We start from the raw sequence: 23,110 nt of genomic DNA on the forward strand, positions 1-23,110 counted from the left end.
TTCATTGAAGACTCATATAATTATAAAAGTTTAGTTCTTTCTTCTTCTGTAAACTTACAATATCAGCATTATAATATTTTTCTATAAATTAATTTATTATAACTCTTCTATAAAAACAAGTGTCTGTGACATAAAGCGTCACAGACACTGAAAACGGCATGTTCGGTGTATCTGAAGCAGTTATTTCAGAAAATAAGCCAAATAATCGCCAAAATATGAGCAACTATTTTCGGATTACTTGGCTTACTTCTTGAAGGTGAACACTTCTGTCAAAACCTCCTGACTTTATTGTGTGGGTTCACTCACTAAAGTCCATTGAATTTCGGTTTGGTAGGCTTCCTTCTTCTTAACGTTCCCGTTAGGCATCTTTAAACTCACTTCCTTGGCTGACCACTGCAAAGTAGAAATTTCTTTGCCAGAGTCAGTTGTCTGATATGCGCCAAAAATGGTTTGCTCTTGTGTTTCTTCTGAGAGAATAATTTCATTGGCGACCATCACTCGCTCAGCTGTTTCAGCATTCATTTGACTATTTCGCGGAGTTCCTTTTGGAATTTTAATTGTGGCTCCTTTAATTTCATGACCACTAGCTGAACGGAATGGTTGTGTTTGCTGGATCTTTAATTGCCAACCACTTTCGTTAAGACGTGTATCTGAAATTTGTACCCATTGTTTATTTAACAAGTTACCGTTCGTTGCAAGAGCTGGTAACGCATGATAAGTTCGAGCATTGTAATCTAGCGGAATTTCACCAAATTGAAAACCATTTGGGATATAGTCTAAACGTAAATCACCAGATTCGTTCGTACCTTCGTTTTCCTGACCGTTTTCTGGTCGAGTACCGGGCTGAGGGTCGTCCGGATCGACAATTTCTGGTGGTCGATTCGTATCAATCTGTACTTCTACCTTATGATTCAGTCCATCTTCGTTTTGAACATGTTCGGGTGCAACACTTAATGCCACATCATAAACACCGGGTTCATTGACTAGCATCGAGAAGTCATGTTGGACATGTTCAGTTAACGTGACAGGGGCAAAGTCTCGTAGCACGTAGCTACTTGCTTGAATCTCTTCTTCTACTAATGTGTGAAGCTCCTCCTGACTCAACTCTTTTACCTCAGAATGATACAGTGTGACATCCTCCCCTGTTAATACGTGTCTCGCGGCATGAATGATCAATTGACTGTTAATAACTACTTGGTTACCAGCGTCATCATTTAATTGCATCGCTACATCGTACTCACCTGCTTGATTCATGTATTGGTGTAGTTGATCTATACTATCAATGAATCGACTGTGGATTTCTGTATTAGGATTCGAATCTCTACGATTTAGCGTGAAGTATTCTGGAGTAGGTAATTCATCCCCTACTGCTGCGTGTATCACCGCTGCATCTGCTTCAGGTGGTGTAGTATCCAGTACCGTTATTTGATCAGTCGCAGACTTTCCGTCTTTGAAAGCGTAGGCTTCAATAACATTGCCCGCTGTAAAAACTGGTGTATCTGTTGAAATCTTAAACTCAAATTCTCCTGATTCATCAGCTTGAATAGTATATGGACTATTCTTATCATCTAAAGCTTCTCCAGGTTGAATTTCTACTGGGCTTTCAACTAAATTTCCTTCAGGCGGGAAACTTACTCGTCCATTCGGTACGATCGTTTCACTTAGACGAACGTAAGCATCAGGATTGGTTTTCCCTTTAATGGAAGCTGCATTCTCGTCTGACGAATTATCAACTGGTTGACTGGAAATTTCTACATCCACATCGGGAATAAATTCAAATAGTAACCGCTGAAAACCGTTAGATCGTCCGGTATCAAAATTATCTAAAAAATCTTGTCGAATTGCTGAGTTAACTGAACGTGCTTCTAAGTTATTACGAGTTACGTTGTGCAAATAGTAGGGAATCCGCATATCGAACATCGGAGTCCAATCATATGTTGGCTCTTCATCTGTTTGACCTCGAGCCCACGCTTTGACTCGCTGGACGTTTACTTCAAACACACCACTTGCTCCCCCCATGTAAACTAATGCCCAATTATTTGCAGGGGGCGTTAGAAATTCTAGATCTACACTCTTCGCATCACTAAAAACGAATTCTGAATAGGTCCCTAATCTCAATAAATACCTAGCTCCTGTTCCCTCTCCATCTGCTCGTAAATTAAACGTGCCTAAACGTCCGACTTTAAACTTAGTATAATTTCCCGTATTAAAAACATTGTTAGTAGACGTACCACGATTGATTGAAGTGATATCAACGATACCACCTTCTAATCCTAAAGCAGGATTATCTCGCTTTACTTCAAAGGTTGTTGAGGTCGTTGCATTTCCAGCCCCCATGTCTACGATGCTTCCTGTAATTCCATCTGCATTTACAATAAGGCTTGCTTCTGAATCAATCAAAAATTGACTACGTAAGCCAGCATTAATCGCTTTTGCTGCACCAGATCCTTGCAAGTCTATATTGACTTTAGCTTCCGGATTTAAATTAAATACACTATTAGTTCCTAAAGAAATAGCCGAATGTATGCTACTTACATCTTTAATAGCCATATTTATCGTTGCTTGCTTTTCTAATTGAAAAGTACTATTGTTACCTAAATCTATCGATGAATTCGTATAGGTTAAACTTTTAATGTCAAAATTAATTTTCGCTCTTTCACCCATTTGAAAGCTACTACCCGCTCCAATACTAATAATATCCCTAGTACTAGAGTGACTATCTTTTTGAACAATCATTTCACTTTCTTCTTCCATTATGAATTCATTGTCAGTAGACATGTTTAAAATGCCATATTGGTCACGAGCCGCTCTATCTGGATGATAGTGATATGAGTAGGTGATGGTTGAACGTTTCTTCATGTGGAATTTTCCATCCAAGTTAATTCCATATCCAAGCGCTTCACCCCTAGATGTATTTCTCTCAGATTTCCCTTCCAAATCAATAGCCGCATCTTCACCAATAATTACATTCCCATTACCAGAAATAGCGATGTTTCCAGCACTTTGTGTTTTCCCAACGAAAGTAGAACCATTGAGCATTTCTAAATCTTTAATTTGTAAATTCGCATCAATATCTCCATATGTCGTCTGATTACTCCCATCGATCGGCGAATCATAAGTGTAATACATGTCATTTACAACATCCCCCGAAAAAGTTACGTACGTGGCTGTTGCATAGAGCATCTGACTACCGATATTATAATAATTATGGAAGGTTTGTGTAGAATCATCATTTGCCATTCGGGCAGTAAATGGACCGTAATGATTTCGAGAATACGCAGTTAGATTTTGAACTGTCATGTGCCATGTCCCACTATTGGGAACGTATGACGTACCACGAAAATCAATTGTGTGACCATTACCTTCTATAATAATTTCTCTTGTCCCATCAGAATCGTTTTGGTTTTGATAATGGTGATGTACTCGTAAAGTACTGATATCAATCAAAAAATCGTTCATTACATTAAACACAACAATGTTTCTGTCATCCCACGCAGCTTGCCAATCTTCCTTGTTATAGATCATTTTAATCTGTTCTCGAGAGTAATTTCTTAAATCCTTTTCGCCGGTTTGGTAGCTAGCTTCAGCTGACTTACTTGATGATGTGGGGTATTGATATGTCTCAAAATATGCATTAATCTCGTCTGTCGATTCGCTAGTTATAGCAATATCTTCGTTGGCTTCTACTTGCTCAGATTCTTCTGGTTGGATAAATTCTAAATCAGGGTTTTGGTTTTCTTCCTCAATTACAGTTGGTTTGTCAACTGGCAGTTCGACTGATTCATCAGTTTCGACCTCTTTTGTAACTTTGACGGGTTGTGAGAGCAAAGGAATCTCACCAATCTTTTCTAGCTGCAAAGTAAAGGCTGTTCCCGCTATTACCTCCGGTTGAAAGCGCAAATACAATTCTCCAGAAAGGTTTCCATCATTTAGTCCGCTAAACGCAATAAAATCTCCTTCAGCTATCACTTCTAGTTCAGGAGAAGCACCCTGATAAGTTATTCCATCAGGTAATCTAAGAAGATAGCTGCTTTCATCGGGAATAGATTCTAACGATTGATCACTTACTACTAATGAAAATTCATCAGAAATTATTTGATCATCAGATTCGATCAACGTCAAAGTTAGCGTACTTACGGTTTCGCCAACTGCTCTTATTGGGAAAGTGAGAAAAGAAGGTAAGAGCAAGATGAGTATAAGAAACCACGATATTCTATTTTTCATTTTCCTCTTCCTCTCTTTTTCTTCTTAATAACAAAAATAAGAACAACATGAACAAAACACCTAGCCAATGCCAGTTGTTCCGGACAAAATTTGTCTGAGGATAAAAAGCAGCAGTTTTTTTAGGCTCTGTTCTTTGGCTTGTCGGAACTTCAGTTTGTTGAATTTTCAAACTAGATTGACCTTGAGGGCCCACTGGCTGATTAGGCGCAGGCACTTCAATATCAGCCCAACCTTCTAATCTTATCGATCCTTCCGTTTCTGCTGCTAGCACCTTAAGACCACCAACACAGAAGAAGCAAGCAAAGAAAGAAAGCAGTAAACAGACACTTTTTTTCATTACTTGCACACTCCTTTGTTTATTTTAAACCTTGAGTTTTCTGTTAAACGACACGTTTTCGTTTGCGATATAGCAATATGATTAAGATAATCACTAGGATTATCAATGCAATGACTACATATAACAACCAGCTAGTTGGTTGTTCTGGATCATTTAAAGCTTCTTCATTTATCTGGCGAGCTTCGTCCGCCGTAATTGTGAAGTCTTCCGTCCATTCCCACCGTTGACTCTCCCATTTAGGGTCATCGCTGGTTGCCGTCACACGCATGGTATAGTCCCCAGCTTTTAAAGGTTGCTCTTTTAAAAATACAGGGTAAGCAAAGTTTGAATTTGGGGCCATAATCATGCCATCTGATTCGTTCTCATACAGAACATCATATTTGCCTTTTTCAGTGATTTTTGCGGAAACTGCCAAATTTCCGATTATTGCCGGACGATCATTTTGCAGATTTGCGTTAATTACTTTACGATAATTGTTTAGACCACTAGTAATTGTCATTAAATTCATATTGGGTTGCTCAATTTCATGTTGAACCGTCAATTTGATTGCCATAGCATAGCTATACTTATTATTGATGACAATTCCTTCATCGTCCGTATCGTCCGTCTGGCCTTCTTTTTCAAAATACCAAGAGCCTAACAGTACACCTGGCTCGACATCTTGCGGTACATTAATAGTTGTATGCACAATGTTCTCAGAATGAGGAGCGATCTCTGTTTTCACATCAGAAGCCGCAACCACGGCTAATTCAGAAACCTGATGCTTCAAACTTTGATCTAATTCCACTGGTTGCATCGTATAATTAATTTCACCGTTATTATTAGTTGAGGCCGTAAATATTCTAGACACAACAACGATGGGTTCGTCTGTTGGATTAATCAATTTTGCCTCAATTGTCCGTTGTTCACCTGGAGTAACAGCTAAATCATAAAATGAGCTGGAACTGTTTACTTCATTCCCGGGACTCACCTTTTGGACACTGTAGCCAATACTGGCATTCGGATTGCCTTCTGTATGCCCCACAGTCGGTATAACTGCTGCACTCATAAAAGCAATCAGCACACTAACAAAACCTATAATTTCTTTCCTACCCATCGTCATCACATCCTATTATTTTATTGCGCTACTTCTGCAGTTAATGTCCAGTTTATTGTAGAAGTATACGTCCCTTTCTTCGCTTTACCTTTGCCAATTGACAATGTTTCTTCTCCAGCCTGCCAAGTATAGGTAGAAGTCGCTTTACCTATTCTTTCATCTTGTTCGTTAGTCCCAGCCGATCCAAAGATAGACGTTCCAGCACCCCCCGCAGATGCTACTGGAATTTCTATGCCGTCTGCATTATGAGTGAAATCTTCCGAAATAGCAGATCCTGTCATACTATTCCGTGCTACACCACCTGGTAATGATAACGTGGCTGCGAGTTCTGCTCCTTCTGCATCTTGGAATTCTGTACGCCCTACTAAAACTCCCCAGCCGTCGATTTCATCACGGTTATCTGTTACTTGTAGATAATGGACGCCTGTTAATGTTGACTCATAAGTTCCTCCCATCATATCCACTGGTATCTCACCAAAATTAAATAATGATGGAACAACGTCTAAGGATAGTGGTCCTTCATTCCCTGTCCCCTCATTGTTTGGATGATCGGCCGGTAATTCAGGATCTGGCTGTGTTGGTTGCGGTGGATTTTCTGGATCCATAGGTCCGGGTGATTCCGTATTTTCAATAAAACTAAATGTTGCTTCACCTGTTCCTTGCGCTAACGCTGGCAAGCTACCTGCTGTTACCATTCCGCCAAGTATTGCTGCACTAATCAATAATTTTGTTTTTTTCATATTTGTTCTCCTCCAATTAATAAACTACATCTGCAGTTAGTGTCCAAAGTATCGTGTTTGTATAATTTCCTTGTTTTGCCTGTTTGGCTGGAATTGTCAATGCCACTTCGCTAGATCTCCATTTGAGTATCGATGTTCCTTTTCCAGCACGTTCAACGTTCGGATAAAAAATTTTTTCCTCTTCTAAAGCAATCTCAACCGATTCTCCTGTAAGTGTTGGATCGATCTCTGTAGGTATAGGATTTAGATTACATCTAGCTTCCCCAGCAGGAATGTGGATTGAAGCCCCTTCCAAAATATTACCGTCACTCGTCAAATAATTTTCTTGCCTAACTGTGACGACCCATCCGTAGACATCCGCATCTCGATTATCAGTTACCTGAATGTATTGGTCTGGAGAATCTTCTGCCTGTACCCCTTGATAGGTGTGAGCTGTTTGATACATTTTTTGTTCACCAAAATCAAATGACTTTGGCGCAACATCGAGAGAAAGCGGTCCGACGTTTCCGGTTGGCAGGTTCGTATCATCCTCCGGAGTTGTAGGTTGTGTGGGGTCATCAGGATCTCGAGGGTCAATAAATTCAAAGTTCTCTACCAATTCTACGTGTCCAGTTGTCTTGCTATCAGATTGCATTTCAGCATATCCACGATTTACACCTAAATTTGCTACTAGCAAGACACTAACAACTGTGCTTGCTAAAATTTTTTTCACTCACTCTCCTCCTTTGCATGTAACTCTTTAGTATATTCTTATGATAACAACTATTTTTTTTTATAAGTCTCACCTTTTTTACAGTTTTTCACGATCCAGAAAAATATTGAGATTTTATTATTTTTCGGTTTAATACATAAAAAAGTCGTTAAGTGAACAATAAATCACTTAACGACTTTTTTATGGTGTTTTATTTAGTTAACCATTGCTTGACTGCCCATTGATGACTGCCGCGCTTTAGGAGTTCAATTCCCTTTTCAGGGCTGATCCAAGTACTGTGGCTCCCTTCTTCTAAAGGCTCACAAACTTTCTCCCAACGATCGGCTACGAAAAAATATCCAGGATTATAAAAATAAGTGTCACGATGTCTGGAATAAAAATATTCAGAAGCTTCACCTAAATACTCGGCTAAGGTAATTTGAAACCCTAGCTCTTCCAACATCTCTCGATCGATTGCTTCCTCTTTAGTTTCGTTTCCTTCTATTTCTCCACCCGGTAAGAAATATGCGCCATTGGGAGCTTGTACGATAATAATTTCATTTTGATCATTTGCAATAATTGCATACGCTGCATAACGTGCTTGATACTCCTTTTCAGCTTCCCTCACACCGAAAATTTGGGTCATGATTTTCGCTCCTTAAATTGTTATAGGATTAGTTTACATTAAAGTTTTCTCATAAACAACTACTTAAGCAAAAACAAGGCAACTAAGGAATTTTATGTTATGATAAATTTAACTTATTTTGAAAGGATGTATTCGTATATGAAAATGGCTCATACTTGTGTTCGCGTAAAAGACTTAGACGCGTCTCTAAAATTTTATCAAGAGGCTTTCGGTTTTGAAGAAAGTCGTCGTCGTGATTTTCCAGAATCTGAATTTACCTTAGTATATTTAACTTTACCTGGTGATGATTACGAATTGGAATTAACTTACAACTATAATCACGAAGGTTACGATCTAGGAAATGGCTACGGTCATATCGCTATCAGCTCTGACGATATTGAAGGCTTACATGATAAACATCAATCCGCTGGGTTCAATATCACTGACATGAAAGGTTTGCCTGGCACTGAACCTTCTTATTATTTCATTACTGATCCAGACGGTTACAAAATCGAAGTTATTCGAGCATAGAAAAAAGGAAGCGATCCTTTGTGGATGGCTTCCTTTTTATTTACCCTACGATAACCGTTTCTTCAGGATACTTGTAGGTTCCGTGTGTTTTATCTTGAGCTAGGCGCATAGATATAGAGAAACCGACTGTTAATATACCTACACGTCCAACATACATGAGGAAAATGATCAGTAATTTACCAAAAACGGTTAGTTCTGGCGTTAAGCCCATTGTTAATCCTACCGTTGCAAAGGCCGAAACAACTTCGAAGGCGATAAACTCAATCCCGGAAGTTTCAGGAATTGCTTCGGTAATCGACAAAACCATTGTAGCTCCCACACAAAGAGACAAGGTAATAAAAAATAGAGATAACGCCCTGAAAACCGTCGCTGTTCGAATCGTACGACCCAACAGCTCTGCGTGCTGACGGCCTTTTAACATTGAGATCGTCTGAATAATCAGGACTGCTAAAGTTGTTGTTTTAAGTCCTCCTGCTGTTGATCCTGAAGTCCCACCGATAAACATCAAAATAATAGTCAACAATAAGCCAGCTTGGCTCATTTGCAGATAATTAATCGAAAAGTAACCTGCTGTCCTAGGAGTGACGGCCATAAAAATTGTATTAGCAAAGCGTTCGATACCGTTACTGCCAGCAGCTAAATACACTGCGTTATGTTCTGTTAAATAAAATAGGACTGTACCTCCCACTAGCAACATTGTCGACATTCCTAAGGCGATTTTACTGTGCAGAGATAACTTCCTTCGTTTCGGAAAAGCAATTACGTCTCGCCACACATAAAATCCTAATCCACCAGCAACAATTAAGCCAGAGATTACCAATAATACAAACGGATTGGATTGAAACCCGACTAAACTGTCTCCAAACAAATCAAAGCCTGCATTACAGAAAGCTGAGATCGAATGAAACACCGCATACCACAAGCCACGTTGCAAACCAAACCTCGGGATGAAGTCAATGGCCAACAAACCAACTCCGATAATTTGGATGACCGCTGCAAAGCGCAGAATGTAAACCATCAGATTCATAACCCCTGACATGGTTTCCAAATTCAACGCTTCTTGCAGAACAATCCGCGTTTTTAAGCCAACCTTTTTACGAAATACTGTAAAAAATAAAATTGGCATCATCATAAAGCCTAAACCGCCTAATTCAATTAATACGATAATGACTGCCTGTCCAAAGAAATTCCAATGTTCAATGGTTGTCAGAGTGGTTAATCCAGTTACACAGGTCGCCGAAGTAGCTGTAAACAACGCATCAATAAAATTGGTTGCTTCACCAGAATTGCTGCTGATAGGCAATGATAGTAGCAGGGCGCCCACTAGAATAACCAGTGCGAAACCCAAAGCTAAAAACTGTAAGGGATGCAATCTGAATTTACTTAAGGTATTTTTTATCTCCATGATCTCTTCCTAAAAAAGGGTACCACTTATGTGGCACCCATATTTTTTACTTTAATCATGCGGGTAACTTCCGCACGTTCATTTTCTTCCAACTTCATCTTGATGAAGTAAATCGTTTCCTCTAGCTGAGGAATGGTCATGTATTCCAGAGCATTCACTCGGCGCCGCGTCTTTTCGATCTCCTTAGCCATTAGCTGGCAAGTTTTCTCAATTTCCGTCAGCTCTAAAAGTTTCGGTAAAATATTGGTAAAGCGGTCAATTGACTGATCCAGCTCTTCATTAGAATTCAAAAAACCATATTCCAATGGATCTTCAGACAAGTTGGTTTCGTGTTGAAAGTTCATGACAGGTACTTTTACACTCATCACATCTTTTTCAATCACGTCTAAATCAACTTTTTCTTTTGGCACCGCCAAAAGCTCGTCAATGTATTTATCATTCAGCATCGCATCCGCCAAAACAAAGCTGCTCATAGCTGATTTCAATTCTTCTTCTACCTCAACTCGCAATACATTATTCTTTCGGATCAACAAGATGAAACGACGCATCAACTCATCTTGCTTATCTTTTAAGAGTTTATGACCTCTCGTCGCAGTTGTCAACTGCTTTTTTAGACGAGACAGCTCCATCCGTGTTGGATTTACATTTAATTTTGCCATAAGTCAGATCAAACTCCTTTTGACAAGTGTTCATCCAGCATATCATCTTTGATCCGTTTCAGCTCTGTCCGTGGCAGCATCGACAACAATTCCCAGCCTAGTTCCAACGTTTCAAAAATCGTCCGATTCGTGTAGAAACCTTGATTGACGTATTCATTTTCAAAACGATCCGCAAATTTTGCGTAGATTTTATCAACATCAGATAAGGCTGAATCCCCTAAAACAACGGCTAATTCTTTAGCTTGTTTTCCTTGAGCATAAGCCGAGAACAACTGGTTCATCGTTGGTGCATGGTCATTACGGGTTTTGCCTTCCCCTGTTCCTTTATCTTTCAGACGGGAAAGTGACGGTAAAACATCGATCGGCGGTTGAATTCCGCTTTTATCCAAGCTACGGGACAAAATGATTTGTCCTTCAGTGATATACCCAGTTAAATCGGGAATTGGATGCGTAATGTCGCCTTCTGGCATGGTCAAAATCGGTATTTGGGTTACTGAACCTTTTAATCCGCGAATTCTTCCAGCACGTTCGTACAAAGTAGCCAAGTTGGTGTACAAATAACCTGGATAACCACGACGACCAGGAACTTCCCGACGTGCAGCTGAAATTTCCCGCAAAGCTTCACAATAGTTAGTCATGTCCGTCATAATAACTAAAACGTGCATGCCCTTCTCATAGGCTAGGTACTCAGCAGCTGTCAGTGCCATTCTTGGTGTTGCAATCCGTTCAATTGCGGGATCATTAGCTAAGTTCATGAAAACCACTGAACGATCAATCGCACCGGTTTGACGGAAGTCTTCCATGAAGAATTCAGCTTCTTCAAAGGTGATCCCGATGCCTGCAAAAACTACCGCAAAATCATCATCGGAGTTCAATACGTTGGCTTGACGAGCAATTTGTGCTGCTAGTTCTTTATGGGGCAAACCTGAGCCAGAGAATACCGGCAATTTTTGGCCCCGAACCAAGGTGTTCAAGTGGTCGATGGCAGAAATACCGGTTTGAATAAATTCATCCGGATAATCCCGTGATACGGGATTAATTACTTCCCCGTTGATATCGACTTTTTTCTCCGCTAAAATTTCTGGACCGTTGTCTTTCGGACGACCTAAGCCATCGAATACCCGACCGATCATGTCTTCAGAAACACCCAATTCCAACGGATGTCCTAAGAAACGGGCAGTTGAGTCCCGCAAGTTGATGCCGCTGGTTCCTTCAAAGATCTGAACCAAGGCTTTATCTTCGTTAACTTCCAGTACTTGTCCCCGACGAATTTCCCCGTTGCTCATGCGAACTTCTAATAGTTCTTCGTATTTAATGCCTTGGACTTTGTCCACTGCCATCAAAGGACCAACCACTTCGCTGATTGTACGATATTCTTTAATCATTGGTCATTCCTCCTTCAGCAATAATCGCTTGGATTTCCAAGGTGATATCTTGATTGATTTGATCCAGTAATTCTAATTCCGTTTCTGGAATGTATTTGCTCCGGGCGATCCGATCCCTCAGTGTGACGGTGCCATCAATAATTTCTTTCAAGTAGGCTCCTAATTCCAGCGCACGTTGGCCTTCTTTATTAAAGGTCAAAATGTTGTTCAGCATCTTGAATTGTTTTTCTCTTGAGGTAAAGGTATCTACATCGTCAAAGGCATTTTGCTGCAAATAGTCTTCACGAATTTGTTTTGCGACTTCTAGCGTCAAACGGTCTTTTTCAGACAATGAATCAATTCCGACTAATCGAACGATTTCGCTTAGCTGTGATTCTTCCTGCAGGATCCGCATACCTTCAGTGACCATAGCTGACCAATCGCTTTGCAACGCATTGTCCAGGAATTTTCCAACTTCAGCTGAGTATAGAGAGTAGCTGATTAACCAATCTACCGATGGGAAATGACGTTGTTGTGCCAAAGTGGCACTAAGACCCCAATAGACTTTAACTACCCGCAAGGTATTTTGCGTAACTGGTTCAGAAGTATCCCCACCAGATGGCGATACCGCACTGATGGCCGTGATTGAACCTTCACGATTACCAGCACCTAAAGTCAACACACGACCGGCGCGTTCATAGTATTCAGCCAAGCGACTTCCCAAGTATGCAGGATACCCTTCATCCCCCGGCATTTCTTCCAAACGTCCGCTCATTTCCCGCAAGGCTTCCGCCCAACGTGAAGTCGAGTCCGCCATGATCGCAATGTTGTAGCCCATATCACGGAAGTATTCCGCAATGGTAATCCCCGTATAGATTGACGCTTCACGGGCAGCTACGGGCATGTTGGAGGTATTAGCGATCAAAATCGTCCGTTTCATCAATGATTCCCCGGTTTTCGGGTCAATCAATTCTGGGAACTCATTCAATACATCGGTCATTTCATTTCCTCGTTCACCGCAGCCCACGTAAACAACTAAGTCAACGTCGGCCCATTTGGCAATTTGGTGCTGCACTACTGTTTTACCAGCTCCAAACGGTCCCGGAACAGCCGCAGCTCCACCTTTAACAACAGGGAAGAAAGTATCAATAACCCGTTGACCGGTAATCATCGGTGCTTCTGGATTTAATTTTTCTTTGACTGGACGTCCACGACGAACCGGCCATTTTTGCAGCATGCTGAATTCTTTGTCGCCGTCTGCTGTTTCTAAAACATAGACAGTATCATCGATGGTAAATTCACCAGAGACCACTTTTTTTACTTTGCCGCTGACACCAAACGGTACCATAATTTTATGGTTTATTACCTTGGTTTCTTGCACTTCACCAATAATATCACCAGCCGATACTTCAGTACCCACTTCAATAACTGCCTCAAACCACCATTTTTTTTCGTGATCTAACGCCGGCAACTGCACACCGCGGGTTAAGAAATTACTTTGAGTAACTTCCTTGAAGGTATCTAACGGACGTTGAATACCATCAAACATTTGAGAAACAATTCCTGGTCCCAGTTCTACAGACAAGGCTTCCCCAGTTGTTTTAACTGGTTCCCCTGGGCCTATTCCGGCTGTTTCTTCATACACCTGAATCGAAGCAACATCGCCGCGCATTTCAATAATTTCACCGATAACCCCTAAATCGCCGACATAACAAATATCTTGAATGGCAGCTTCGGCCATGTTTTCAGCCATAACTAAGGGTCCGGAAACTTTGATAATTTTTCCTTCTTGCAAATTAATTGCTCCTTTATAAAATATTCTGCCCAACAGCTCGTTCCACTTGGTCCTGAATCATTTGTTTACCAATTCCTAGTGATCCTTGATGGCTAGGAATTAGTACGATTGCAGGAATTAGTTCCTCTTCGTAACGTTTAATCGTATCTGGAACAAGTTTTGCGTATTGTTCAGTGATGTAGATGACTCCGTATTTTTCTCGAGCCATTTCTTCGATGATCCGCCGAATTTCATTGGCTTGTTTGGTTACCCGAACATCAAAGTTAAAGAGTTTAAAAGGAAGGACAGAATCCTTGTCCCCAATCGCACCGATTTTATGCGTCATAGGTTTCTCGCATCCTTTCTCTTAACTGTTCTTCAGAAATCCCTACACGTTTACCAACGATAATTAGTCGTAAATTCTTGATTTCTACTTCTTTTGCATTCAATAAAGACAACAATGGAAGTGGACCAAATGCCTGTACTTTTGCCCGATCAAAGCGGCGGGTTAAATAATTATCTCGGATTCTTTCCAATTGAGCTAAATCCAACTCACCGTCTTGAATCAGCGGAGCAATCACATCGGCATAATCCGTCGATAAAAGGAATTCAGTGAATTTCCCCATCGATTCTTCCACCACATTCAGCAAATCCTCTTTGGGAATACTGCCTTGACTGGAAAGTACCGTCGTCATAAAATTTTTACTGCGTTTTTGGTTAATGCCTCGCCCGGTCATTACAATATTAGTAAAATCGATAAAGCTGATGATCTCATCTAGTAAATCCGGTGATTGCAAATTTTCACCTAATGCTCGCATACAACGCAAGTAATCACGATCATAGATAATGTCAATCCCTTGCAAACTGTTAGACTCAGCAAAGTGATCCTTTACTTCTTGTATGCTTGCTAAGATGGCTTCTGGCAGCTCACTGGCCGCCCCGGTTTTCACTGCACTTTTGATTTGATCTAGTGAGTAAAAACCATCGTAAATGTACAAGTCATCAAAATTTTCGTCTAACAATTCCGCTTTGGTCATCGCCTTCAAATTGTGGAAGGTAGAACGCATCGTATAGGCCCAGACGATTTTTGGTTCAGGAGCTAATGCAGCTAATTCTTCAATTAACTTGCGCTGTTCAATAGCAAACCCTTCTTCAAAATTGTCTTCAAAATGGTCATTGATGTATTCAGCATAAACTGTTGTTTTTAACAATTCACCGACTTCTTGCACATCTTTAGCTTGAATCAAACGCTCCATCAATTCAGCAGGAATCAATTCTAACTCTTTCAAGCGAATCAGCGGATTTAGTTCATGATAACTATATGGTTTCATTTAAATCCCCCTATGCAAAAAATTCCTGTGCCAATTCATAACTCATTTCAGATTGGATATCTTGGACTAATGTCCGGAATAAGAAATTGTACTGCACCCCGTGATCATTAATCAAAAATCCTGCCTGATTGTTCACCACTTCAGCGCTAGCCTTCAATTGGAAGGGCAACACTTTATTTTGGGCAGCGATCCACTCACTAGTGAAAGCCTTTTGCGATTTTTCGCCGCAAACAAAGGATAATTCACCAGTAAGGTCATTTAAGTCAGCCAAGGCTTGTTCCGCAAATTTCCGCTGTACTTCTGGTGTCCAGCTTTCCATCGCTTCCACTGCATCCTCAAATAAAAGCTCTAAAAAGGTTTGCTTTTGATTTAAGGTCATTTGCTTAGTTTCCACTTGTTGACGATTAGACAGCTGTTTGTACTTTTGATCCACTGCTTTTAAGCTTTTTTGCAGACGCTGTTCATGCTCTGCTTCTATTTCCTTCAAGCCGGCTTGATGTTCCTGCTCAATTCGTTGCTTCTCTTTTGTTTCCAGTGTTTGTCGTTCAGCCGCAGCTTGCTCATCCAGTTGCTGAATGATCTTTTCAATTGCTTCCATAGTCAACGACTCCTTATACTTGTCCTACAAGTAAGAATGAGATAACGAAGCCTAGAATGGCATAAGTTTCAACCATCGCAGCAAAGATGATCCCTTTAGTAGCGTGTTCTGGTTTTTTCGCTAAGATTTGGATGCCGGCTGCCGCTACTTTACCTTGAGCAATCCCTGAGAATAAACCCGTGAAAGCGATCGGTAGTGAAGCACCGAAGTATCCTAAGCCGTCGATCATTGTTAAATCGCCTGAAGACATGTTAGTAAAGATCAAGAAGGCAATAACGAAACCATATAATCCTTGTGTACCTGGAAGTAGTTGCAGAATCAATGCTTGACCAAATTTTTCTGGTTGACTAGTAGTTAAAGCAGCGGCTGCTTCCCCAGTCATACCTACCCCTTTTGAAGATCCGATACCTGAAAAGATTGTTGCTGTTGCCATTCCTAAAATTGCGAAAAGAATTCCGCCACCGTTGTTGATTAAGTAATCTACCATTGTTAAAAATCCTCCAATTATTTTTCTTTTTGTTCAATGTTTACATATTTTTCTTCTGTTTTCAAAGGTGCAAACGGACGCCCGCCGCCTTGATAAAACTTGCCGAAAAATTCGACATATTGCAAACGTGCACCATGCACGTAGGCAGACAATAGTGATAAGAAAATGTTCAAGCCATGCAGGGCTAACATTAATAGAATCCCCACTGAAAAGCGAGCGATTGGCGGCATAAAGCCTACCAGCATATTAAAGGCTGCGGCGATGCTGCCACCGGAAATACCTAAGGCCATCAGCCGAGTATAACTGACTAAATCACCGATATAACCAGTAATCCCGTATAAGTTGTAAGCTCCTCTGGCTAACCCTTTAACCTTAGAAGCTGACTGCAGCATCGGAATAAATACAATTGCCAAAGCACTCAATACTGCAACGGCTACCCCTGTAATCACCAAGGCTTGATTGTTTAACAGCATTTGACCGCCAGCGGCTAAGATGATGCCGACAAAAATCCCTTGCCAAGCAAAGCCATCTGATACAGCACTTAAATAATCCTTTGCCTTGATATTTTCAGCAGCTGCCAAGCCTAAGCCAACAAAGATCTGAATTACCCCAAAGACAATCGATAAAATCAAAATAGTAATGACATCATCACTGGTTGATAAGATCGGCTGATAAGGCATGGCAAAACCAATAAAGGAATTATAAATCAAGCCCCAAATAATCGTCGGAATCGACAGAATTTGGAAAAAATGCATAAAACGGGTCATGCCCCGCGGTAAAACTTTCGTCTTTAAAACGAAGGTGGTGGCGATCAGCATCAAAGCGCCGTACCCGACATCTGCTACCATCATGCCGAAGAAGACAAAGTAAAATGGGACAAACCAAGGTGTCGGATCAACCTCGTGGTAACTAGGCAGGCTATACATCTCCGTCAGCATTTCAAAGGGCTGAACCAGTTTATTGTTTTTTAATTTAGTTGGAATCTCGGTAGCAATCTCATTTTCCGTCGGTTCTTCCAGCTCAAGGTAAACATTTTCTTTTCCTACTAATTCAGTAATAAATTGCTGGAATTTCCCTCCTGCATCCTCTGCGATCCAACCTTGCAGAACGAAGACCTGATGAGTCCGAATGTAGGAATCCTGCACCATCGAACGATTTTTTCTTGCCAATAGTGTTTCTTCGGCCCACTCTAGCTGTTCAATATTGATGCGTTTTTGACCAATTCGAACTGCCATTTTCTTCTGATCCTCGTACAAACTGTTTAGCTCTTTTGAGATTGCCTGCAGCCGTTGTTTCGGTAATTCTTGGTAAGGATATTGGTAACGAACCACTCCGTAGCGATTAAGTTGTTCATTAATGAACGCTTGATCCGCTTTTAGGTAAACCAAACTAAAACAAATTTCCGTTTGTCCTCGATACAGCTCTTCTAAATAGATCGTGTCCCTCTGTTGGATGACCGTTTTAAACTCATCCCAAATTACCTCATCCACTGCACCTAAAAATACATTGGTCTTTGAAGATGCAAAGTTTGCCGGAATAACATCCAAATACTGCCAAAGGGAAAGCTTAGTTTCTTCATCCGATAATTCGCGGATTTTTTCTAAATTACGATTGAAGCGGTCCTCTAGGGATTGAACTTCACTTAGTTCTCTAGCCAATTCAGCTTCATCAAACTTTTCCTCCAACTGCTGCAGGGTCAGGTTTTTCCGTTGCAAATGAAATCCCTTGTCCTTACTGCTGCCGTGATGATCGATAAAACGAATGGCTTGCTCAAGCTCATCGATTTTAAAATTAAGTGCTTGAACCTTTTCTTGGTGGCTTTCAGGCTGGTAGTCGCCGAAAAAAGTTTTTACCCACTGATTGTTTTCCGTGGTTTGAAAGACATCTCGCACTTCTACCTCTTGAAATCCCTGAACAGCCTGCAAGATTTCTTCGCTTTTACTGCCCTCAGCAATCAAGGTCAGTTTCTTCATTTTACTGACTGCCATATTGTGCAATCACCCTCTCGATAATTTTCTGCACAGCAGTTTCCTTTAAGCGTTCATAATTTGCCTGCATCTGATCTTTTGTTTTAGCAGCATCTTTTTTTAACGCTTGATCTTCTTGCTCTAGTTTCAAACGCAAAGAATCTTCACGCTCGGCGATGATTTTAGCCGATTCCTCTTGAAGCTGCTTTTTCTTTTCTAGAACTATTTGTCGCTGTTCACTTTCTTCCGATTGCAGTTTTTCTTGCAACTGCTGTTTCAATTGTTCGTTCCTAGTTTCAGCTTCCTTAATTTGCTGCAAGGCCTCTAACATCCAAGCTCCTCCTTCAATTGAAATAAAAATGGACGCAATCATCCATGGAGTTCTTCTCACCCCTTGAAGAACAAATCCTTGAAGCTTGCGCCCAACCATTTAAAAATTATACAATTTCAAGTATAACAGAAATTTTTTCCAAAAAAAAGCTAAAATTCCCATATGTTAGATATTTTAACATGCAATTTAGTAGTCATGATAAGTCCATCACTAATTTTTTTGCGAAGCTTCTTTTGAACGCACTATAGATTATACTTTGTGTAATTAGTTTAAAATATTGATTTCTTGCTTTCATTTTGTAGTTGTGTTAAGAATGAACTATCACTAAAAAAGGAGTATCTAAATGACCAAACCTATTATTGGCATTGCAGCCAATCAACACTATTTAAGTAACCAAGATTTTTTTAATCAGCCCTTTACGTATAGTCCACAGGGATTTGTTAACGGGATTCATCAAGCAGGCGGTTTACCGCTTTTATTGCCTATCGGAAGCCCTGAATTAGCTGCTGACTATATTGAAAAAATTGATAAACTTTTACTTCCGGGTGGCCAAGATGTTAGTCCGTGTCTTTATGATCAAGAGCCGCGACCCAAGTTAGGAGTCACAAGCATTGAACGAGATAGCTTTGAAACAGCATTGATTAAAGAAGCGATTAAACAAGGCAAACCTATTTTTGCCGTTTGTCGAGGGATGCAATTATTGAATGTAACTTTAGGTGGCACTTTATACCAAGATCTTTCTGAATACGAAAAATGGCAAGTGAAGCATGACATGTATCCAACTCCTCCTGCTTTTGCTTTACATACTATTTCAGTTAAGGGGGATTCCAGTCTAGCTCCACTACTGGGAGAAAAAACTCAAGTGAACTCCTACCACCACCAAGCTGTTAATCAACTGGCCGAAAGCCTTGTGCCGATCGCTTGGTCTGAGGATCAAGTTATTGAAGCTGTTGAAAGCCGTGAAGCCAACACCAGAATTTTAGGAGTACAATGGCATCCGGAGCTGACCCACGAGACTGATCCAAAAGAACAGGATTTGTTCGACTTTTTTGTCCAAGAATTTGAATAGACTCTTTATTGAAAAAAGGTTTGGCTACTCGATCAACATGCTGCAATAAAATAATTGTGAAAAATTAGCTATTTTTTTACAACGCTGCAAAAGAAGACTGCCAGCAAAATTGCTGACAGCCTTCTTTTTTGACTAGAAATCAAAATTATCTGGATCGGCGCCTAAACGCTCGTTAATATTCATTTCATCAATTTGCTTCATCTCATTATCCGTTAACTCAAAATCAAAGACATCGAAATTTTGTTGAATTCGGTCTTCATGAACTGATTTCGGAATGACAATGATATCGCTTTGTAAATGCCAACGAATAATGACCTGCGCGGCTGATTTACCATGGTTTTTACCAATTGCCATCAGCATCTCATTTTCTAAAATCTTTCCTTGTCCTAAAGGGGACCAAGCTTCAACTGCAATACCTTCTTCAGCTAAATAATCTCGAAGAGGAACTTGAGTTAAAGTTGGGTGCAATTCAATTTGGTTAATCATTGGTTTAATCTTAGCTGTTTTCATTAGTTCTTCAATATGATGCTGGTGGAAGTTGGAAACACCAATTGCTTTGGCACGGCCGCTCTCATAAATTTCTTCCATTGCCCGCCAAGAGGCGCTAAACTTCCCTTCAACTGGCCAATGAATCAAATATAAATCCACATATTCTAATCCTAAACGCTCTAAACTATCGTTAAAAGCTTTATGGGTAGATTCATAGCCTTGATCACTATTCCAAAGTTTCGTGGTAATAAACAAGTCTTTACGATCAACTCCAGCTTCTTTGATGCCTTTGCCGACACCCGCTTCATTTTTATAAATAGTAGCTGTATCGATTAAGCGATAATCAGCCTTGATCGCCCATTTTACAGCGTCAGTCGCTACGCTATTTTCTACACGCCAAACCCCTAAACCTAAACGAGGCATTTCCAGACCATTAGTTAATGTTTTTATTTTATCCATGTTCATTCCTCCTATGTTTCCTCATTTTGGTACTCTTTGGCGAATCGGTCAACTGTTTTGTTTACTTTTTGCGTTTTTCATTGCGCATAATTGATAAGGATTGTTTCAGCGCACTGAAAGTACCGCCTTCACTGTAAACCAGCACATTGGATTTGTACAATTGGGCTGAAAACAGCGTCAGTAAAATCGTCGTCACCAACAATACTGCTAAGGATACCATGGCTCCGGAGAAATGAACCGTGTTCGACGCTAGACGCAACGGCATACAATAGGAAGAAACAAATGGAATATAGGAGGCCACTTTGATAATCACATTGGTTGGATCGGCCGCTCCTAAGATCAAGCCCAGCATGTAGCCAATCATCGATAAGTACATCACCGGTTGAATCGCCTTGGCTGTGTCTTCGGCTTTGTTTACCAACGAACCGCACAAGGCCGATAAAACTGCGTAAATAAAAATCCCCACCAGCATGAAGCCTACGATGATCAAAATATTTTTACCTAATAGACTCTTGATCGAGACATTGTTCAAGAAGGAATTCACCAGCGGCATATCCTTAAATTGCTGGTAAGCGACAATCAAAGCCACTCCATAAATTGCTAGTTGGGTCAGTGCTACTAATAAGATTCCAAACAATTTGCCATAATAATGGGTCTTCGCCTTCATGCTAGATAACAGCACTTCCATGATACGGGTGCCTTTTTCTGAAGCGATCTCCTGGGAAATAATCGAGGAGTAAGTCATGATAAAGATAAACATGATAATGGTAGTTAAAAAGCTTAGGATCATCTGGACACTGGCGTCCCCTTGATCACTTTCCATTTTTCCATTCTCAAAATTCACCTTAACAGCTTCAAACGTCGCAGGCGCCATGACCTCCTGAACTTGTTCCGTGGTCAGTGAGAGATTCGCCGCCCGCACCCCTGATTGCATTTGATTGAGGATTTGCTGAATCCCCAGCTCCGTACTGGTTCCTAGCGAGGAGGTGCTGTATAATTTTCCCGCCACATTACCTTCGTCTGACTCAAGCAGCAAGTAAGCATCAATTTTCTCATCTTCCATTTGCTTTTGTGCTTCTTCTTCACTAGTGACAGGGGTGAAGGTATAATCATCGGTTTCTACTTGTTCAAATTGCTGGCTAACAGTGGGTTGATTAGCCACTACGCCGATTTTACTGATATCGGACATGTCGCCAAAGAAATATTGGGCCAAATAGAAGATTCCCATAATAAAAAAGGGTGCTAGAATCATAATCACAAAGGCAGCTGATTTGACGTTTTTCTTATAGACATCTTTGATAATAATTCCTAATTTACTCATTTGGCTCACCGGCTTTCCATTTGAATATTTCTTCTAAGGTTGGCGGCTGTTGGCTGAACATTGGAATATAGCCTTCCGCAGTTGCCGCCGCAAAGATTTGCTCCCCTGCGGCTGGATCATTCAAGGTCAGATCGAAGCTGCCATCTTCCCGCTGTTTAACCGTGGTAACTCCTTCAAAGCTTTCCAGCTGCTCTTTCGTTAAAGGTGAAGACAAGTACAGCTTGGTCCGGCCAAAGGATTCCCGAATATCGCTGACACGACCATTTAGAACGGTTTTACCATCTCGCAGCATGATTAGATGGTCACAGATTTTTTCCACATTATCCATGTTGTGGCTGGAGAAGATGACGCAGGAACCTTTTTCCTTCAATTCTATAATGCCGTTTTTCAACAGCTCAGCATTGACCGGGTCCAGTCCACTGAAGGGTTCATCCAAAATTACAAGTTTAGGCTCGTGGATCAAAGTAGCAATCAGCTGAACCTTTTGCTGATTCCCTTTGGACAGCGATTTTACCTTATCTGTTTTTTTGCCTTTGACTTGGAATTTTTCCATCCACTCGTCAATTTTCGGAGCGATTTCTTTGCGAGATTTACCTCGCAGAGAAGCAAAGAACAGCAGCTGTTCTTCAATTGTCACTTTAGGATACAGCCCTCGTTCTTCTGGCAGGTAGCCGATGATGTCATAATCTTTTTCCTTAATTGCATGACCGTTCCACAACACTGTTCCAGTATCGTTGGTTAAAAAATCCAAAATTAAACGAAAGGTGGTGGTTTTCCCCGCCCCGTTTTGACCGATCAGGCCTAAGATTTTTCCATCCTCAATGGTGAAGGACAGATCGTCTAAGGCTTTGAACGTACCAAAGGTTTTAGTCAAATTCTTTACCGCTAACATGTTTTCACTTCTCTTTCTCCTAGTTTTTCTTCTTATAATAGAAGTAGCTGATTGCATAGATCAGCACAAAGACGTACAGCAACCCCACCGACAGCTGTGTCATTAAAGGGTGTACAAAGCTTCCTACTACACTCAAAAGGATTAAACAAATATTCAATCCATAAGCAGCCAAGCGACAAGCTCGGTTGATAATCTCTTGATTGCGTTCATCCATCACTGTGATACGTTGTTTTCGTAAAAGCTGCGGCTGGTTCATTACTCGTCGATTTCTGATAATGTAGACAATCAACAAGATGGTTAACGTACTGAACATGCCCGTTAAGAAATCCACCGTATGATTGCTGACTTTTATTTCCAGCCAGTTCGTTCCAAAGTAAAGGAACAAGGTACAAAGAACGACAAAAATAATTGCGGCGACATACCAAAGATTTTTTCGTTTTAAACGATTAAAATAGTGCTGATCAGCTTTTGACAGCTTGCTCATTCTTCATCCTCCTCATCAAAAATAAAGATGTCCTCAATGGCTAAATCAAAAAATTTTGCAATTTTATGAGCTAAAATCAACGAAGCATTGTAGCGGCCATTTTCTAAGGAAATTATTGTCTGGCGTGTGACTTCCAAATGATCCGCCAACTCACTTTGGGTCATTTTTTGTGCTTTGCGTAGTTCCTGTATTCGATTCTGCAAATGATCCCCTCCATGTATAGTCTCCTTTACATT

Annotated in this window: 23 protein-coding genes and 1 other annotated feature; of the genes, 2 read left to right on the top strand and 21 right to left on the bottom strand. The window is 40.7% G+C overall.

Annotated features, from left to right (window positions below):
• Positions 1-285: 285 nt before the first annotated feature.
• The 6 genes from IGI42_RS03995 to IGI42_RS04020 all read right to left on the bottom strand — a co-directional run bounded on the left by IGI42_RS03995 (position 286) and on the right by IGI42_RS04020 (position 7,734).
• Positions 286-4,224: a WxL domain-containing protein gene (locus IGI42_RS03995; RefSeq protein ID WP_438714413.1), complete on the bottom strand. Its 3,939-nt coding sequence runs from the start codon at positions 4,222-4,224 to the stop codon at positions 286-288.
• Entirely contained in the window at positions 4,214-4,561 is a 348-nt protein-coding gene (locus IGI42_RS04000) for a hypothetical protein (RefSeq protein WP_438714415.1), read from the bottom strand. The genes IGI42_RS03995 and IGI42_RS04000 overlap by 11 nt, the downstream gene beginning before the upstream one ends.
• Positions 4,562-4,604: 43 nt before the next feature.
• Positions 4,605-5,657, bottom strand: coding sequence for a DUF916 and DUF3324 domain-containing protein (locus IGI42_RS04005; protein WP_438714416.1), 1,053 nt, complete (start codon positions 5,655-5,657; stop codon positions 4,605-4,607).
• 20 nt (positions 5,658-5,677) lie between these two features.
• Positions 5,678-6,397, bottom strand: coding sequence for a WxL domain-containing protein (locus tag IGI42_RS04010; RefSeq protein WP_438714417.1), 720 nt, complete (start codon positions 6,395-6,397; stop codon positions 5,678-5,680).
• 16 nt (positions 6,398-6,413) lie between these two features.
• A complete protein-coding gene (locus tag IGI42_RS04015; protein WP_438714418.1) occupies positions 6,414-7,109 on the bottom strand; it encodes a WxL domain-containing protein in 696 nt (231 codons plus the stop codon).
• Positions 7,110-7,299: 190 nt separating this feature from the next.
• Positions 7,300-7,734 carry an NUDIX hydrolase gene (locus IGI42_RS04020; protein WP_438714420.1) on the bottom strand — a complete coding sequence of 145 codons (435 nt, stop codon included), beginning with the start codon at positions 7,732-7,734 and terminating at the stop codon, positions 7,300-7,302.
• A 138-nt stretch (positions 7,735-7,872) separates the two neighbouring features.
• On the opposite strand from IGI42_RS04020, the gene gloA reads away from it, so the two are divergent.
• Positions 7,873-8,244, top strand: a complete 372-nt coding sequence (gene gloA / locus IGI42_RS04025) for a lactoylglutathione lyase (protein WP_438714422.1) — start codon at positions 7,873-7,875, stop codon at positions 8,242-8,244.
• 40 nt (positions 8,245-8,284) lie between these two features.
• Here gloA and IGI42_RS04030 read toward each other — a convergent pair whose 3' ends face one another.
• From IGI42_RS04030 to IGI42_RS04075, 10 genes are read right to left on the bottom strand one after another with little or no spacing between them, the layout of a single operon-like run.
• Positions 8,285-9,649, bottom strand: a complete 1,365-nt coding sequence (locus IGI42_RS04030) for a TrkH family potassium uptake protein (protein WP_438714423.1) — start codon at positions 9,647-9,649, stop codon at positions 8,285-8,287.
• A gap of 26 nt (positions 9,650-9,675) precedes the next feature.
• Entirely contained in the window at positions 9,676-10,308 is a 633-nt protein-coding gene (locus IGI42_RS04035) for a V-type ATP synthase subunit D (protein ID WP_438714424.1), read from the bottom strand.
• Positions 10,309-10,316: 8 nt separating this feature from the next.
• Positions 10,317-11,693 carry a V-type ATP synthase subunit B gene (locus IGI42_RS04040; RefSeq protein ID WP_207675466.1) on the bottom strand — a complete coding sequence of 459 codons (1,377 nt, stop codon included), beginning with the start codon at positions 11,691-11,693 and terminating at the stop codon, positions 10,317-10,319.
• Entirely contained in the window at positions 11,686-13,467 is a 1,782-nt protein-coding gene (locus tag IGI42_RS04045; protein ID WP_438714425.1) for a V-type ATP synthase subunit A, read from the bottom strand. Before IGI42_RS04045 ends, IGI42_RS04040 begins: the two co-directional genes overlap by 8 nt.
• A gap of 13 nt (positions 13,468-13,480) precedes the next feature.
• Positions 13,481-13,792 carry a V-type ATP synthase subunit F gene (locus IGI42_RS04050; protein ID WP_207675464.1) on the bottom strand — a complete coding sequence of 104 codons (312 nt, stop codon included), beginning with the start codon at positions 13,790-13,792 and terminating at the stop codon, positions 13,481-13,483.
• Positions 13,782-14,777 carry a V-type ATPase subunit gene (locus IGI42_RS04055; RefSeq protein WP_438714426.1) on the bottom strand — a complete coding sequence of 332 codons (996 nt, stop codon included), beginning with the start codon at positions 14,775-14,777 and terminating at the stop codon, positions 13,782-13,784. The genes IGI42_RS04050 and IGI42_RS04055 overlap by 11 nt, the downstream gene beginning before the upstream one ends.
• 10 nt (positions 14,778-14,787) lie before the next feature.
• Positions 14,788-15,375, bottom strand: coding sequence for a hypothetical protein (locus IGI42_RS04060; protein WP_438714427.1), 588 nt, complete (start codon positions 15,373-15,375; stop codon positions 14,788-14,790).
• Between the two features lie 13 nt (positions 15,376-15,388).
• The gene (locus IGI42_RS04065) at positions 15,389-15,862 is read right to left on the bottom strand and encodes a V-type ATP synthase subunit K (protein ID WP_207675461.1); all 474 of its coding nucleotides are present in this window, start codon (positions 15,860-15,862) and stop codon (positions 15,389-15,391) included.
• 17 nt (positions 15,863-15,879) lie between these two features.
• Entirely contained in the window at positions 15,880-17,850 is a 1,971-nt protein-coding gene (locus IGI42_RS04070) for a V-type ATP synthase subunit I (protein WP_438714428.1), read from the bottom strand.
• A complete protein-coding gene (locus IGI42_RS04075) occupies positions 17,837-18,160 on the bottom strand; it encodes a hypothetical protein (RefSeq protein ID WP_438714430.1) in 324 nt (107 codons plus the stop codon). Before IGI42_RS04075 ends, IGI42_RS04070 begins: the two co-directional genes overlap by 14 nt.
• A 50-nt stretch (positions 18,161-18,210) precedes the next feature.
• Positions 18,211-18,257 (bottom strand) — a sequence feature (sodium ion sensor (DUF1646 type); this cis-regulatory element may regulate processes involved in with the transportation of sodium ions).
• A gap of 246 nt (positions 18,258-18,503) precedes the next feature.
• Between IGI42_RS04075 and IGI42_RS04080 the strand changes: the two genes are divergently transcribed.
• On the top strand, positions 18,504-19,229 hold the full coding sequence (locus IGI42_RS04080; protein ID WP_438714431.1) for a gamma-glutamyl-gamma-aminobutyrate hydrolase family protein: 726 nt from the start codon (positions 18,504-18,506) through the stop codon (positions 19,227-19,229).
• Between the two features lie 132 nt (positions 19,230-19,361).
• On the opposite strand, the gene IGI42_RS04085 is transcribed toward IGI42_RS04080, so the two are convergent.
• The 5 genes from IGI42_RS04085 to IGI42_RS04105 are packed head-to-tail and all read right to left on the bottom strand — an operon-like array spanning position 19,362 to position 23,077.
• Positions 19,362-20,183 (bottom strand): aldo/keto reductase, encoded by an 822-nt coding sequence (locus IGI42_RS04085; protein ID WP_438714432.1) that lies wholly within the window; start codon positions 20,181-20,183, stop codon positions 19,362-19,364.
• A 55-nt stretch (positions 20,184-20,238) separates the two neighbouring features.
• A complete protein-coding gene (locus IGI42_RS04090; RefSeq protein ID WP_438714433.1) occupies positions 20,239-21,498 on the bottom strand; it encodes an ABC transporter permease in 1,260 nt (419 codons plus the stop codon).
• Positions 21,491-22,390, bottom strand: coding sequence for an ABC transporter ATP-binding protein (locus IGI42_RS04095; protein WP_438714435.1), 900 nt, complete (start codon positions 22,388-22,390; stop codon positions 21,491-21,493). The genes IGI42_RS04090 and IGI42_RS04095 overlap by 8 nt, the downstream gene beginning before the upstream one ends.
• A gap of 19 nt (positions 22,391-22,409) precedes the next feature.
• Positions 22,410-22,874 carry a hypothetical protein gene (locus tag IGI42_RS04100; RefSeq protein ID WP_438714437.1) on the bottom strand — a complete coding sequence of 155 codons (465 nt, stop codon included), beginning with the start codon at positions 22,872-22,874 and terminating at the stop codon, positions 22,410-22,412.
• Positions 22,871-23,077 (bottom strand): helix-turn-helix transcriptional regulator, encoded by a 207-nt coding sequence (locus tag IGI42_RS04105; protein WP_438714438.1) that lies wholly within the window; start codon positions 23,075-23,077, stop codon positions 22,871-22,873. The genes IGI42_RS04100 and IGI42_RS04105 overlap by 4 nt, the downstream gene beginning before the upstream one ends.
• Positions 23,078-23,110 lie beyond the last annotated feature (33 nt).

Origin of the sequence: Enterococcus sp. AZ109, assembly GCF_051714625.1 — a bacterium.
Lineage (GTDB): Bacteria > Bacillota > Bacilli > Lactobacillales > Enterococcaceae > Enterococcus_A.

Bases quoted from the DNA above. Each gene is read 5' to 3' on its own strand.
- IGI42_RS03995 (WP_438714413.1), bottom strand. From the start codon at position 4,224: ATGAAAAATAGAATATCGTGGTTTCTTATACTCATCTTGCTCTTACCT.
- IGI42_RS04000 (WP_438714415.1), bottom strand. From the start codon at position 4,561: ATGAAAAAAAGTGTCTGTTTACTGCTTTCTTTCTTTGCTTGCTTCTTC.
- IGI42_RS04005 (WP_438714416.1), bottom strand. From the start codon at position 5,657: ATGGGTAGGAAAGAAATTATAGGTTTTGTTAGTGTGCTGATTGCTTTT.
- IGI42_RS04010 (WP_438714417.1), bottom strand. From the start codon at position 6,397: ATGAAAAAAACAAAATTATTGATTAGTGCAGCAATACTTGGCGGAATG.
- IGI42_RS04020 (WP_438714420.1), bottom strand. From the start codon at position 7,734: ATGACCCAAATTTTCGGTGTGAGGGAAGCTGAAAAGGAGTATCAAGCA.
- gloA (WP_438714422.1), top strand. From the start codon at position 7,873: ATGAAAATGGCTCATACTTGTGTTCGCGTAAAAGACTTAGACGCGTCT.
- IGI42_RS04030 (WP_438714423.1), bottom strand. From the start codon at position 9,649: ATGGAGATAAAAAATACCTTAAGTAAATTCAGATTGCATCCCTTACAG.
- IGI42_RS04035 (WP_438714424.1), bottom strand. From the start codon at position 10,308: ATGGCAAAATTAAATGTAAATCCAACACGGATGGAGCTGTCTCGTCTA.
- IGI42_RS04040 (WP_207675466.1), bottom strand. From the start codon at position 11,693: ATGATTAAAGAATATCGTACAATCAGCGAAGTGGTTGGTCCTTTGATG.
- IGI42_RS04050 (WP_207675464.1), bottom strand. From the start codon at position 13,792: ATGACGCATAAAATCGGTGCGATTGGGGACAAGGATTCTGTCCTTCCT.
- IGI42_RS04055 (WP_438714426.1), bottom strand. From the start codon at position 14,777: ATGAAACCATATAGTTATCATGAACTAAATCCGCTGATTCGCTTGAAA.
- IGI42_RS04060 (WP_438714427.1), bottom strand. From the start codon at position 15,375: ATGGAAGCAATTGAAAAGATCATTCAGCAACTGGATGAGCAAGCTGCG.
- IGI42_RS04065 (WP_207675461.1), bottom strand. From the start codon at position 15,862: ATGGTAGATTACTTAATCAACAACGGTGGCGGAATTCTTTTCGCAATT.
- IGI42_RS04070 (WP_438714428.1), bottom strand. From the start codon at position 17,850: ATGGCAGTCAGTAAAATGAAGAAACTGACCTTGATTGCTGAGGGCAGT.
- IGI42_RS04075 (WP_438714430.1), bottom strand. From the start codon at position 18,160: ATGTTAGAGGCCTTGCAGCAAATTAAGGAAGCTGAAACTAGGAACGAA.
- IGI42_RS04080 (WP_438714431.1), top strand. From the start codon at position 18,504: ATGACCAAACCTATTATTGGCATTGCAGCCAATCAACACTATTTAAGT.
- IGI42_RS04085 (WP_438714432.1), bottom strand. From the start codon at position 20,183: ATGAACATGGATAAAATAAAAACATTAACTAATGGTCTGGAAATGCCT.
- IGI42_RS04090 (WP_438714433.1), bottom strand. From the start codon at position 21,498: ATGAGTAAATTAGGAATTATTATCAAAGATGTCTATAAGAAAAACGTC.
- IGI42_RS04095 (WP_438714435.1), bottom strand. From the start codon at position 22,390: ATGTTAGCGGTAAAGAATTTGACTAAAACCTTTGGTACGTTCAAAGCC.
- IGI42_RS04100 (WP_438714437.1), bottom strand. From the start codon at position 22,874: ATGAGCAAGCTGTCAAAAGCTGATCAGCACTATTTTAATCGTTTAAAA.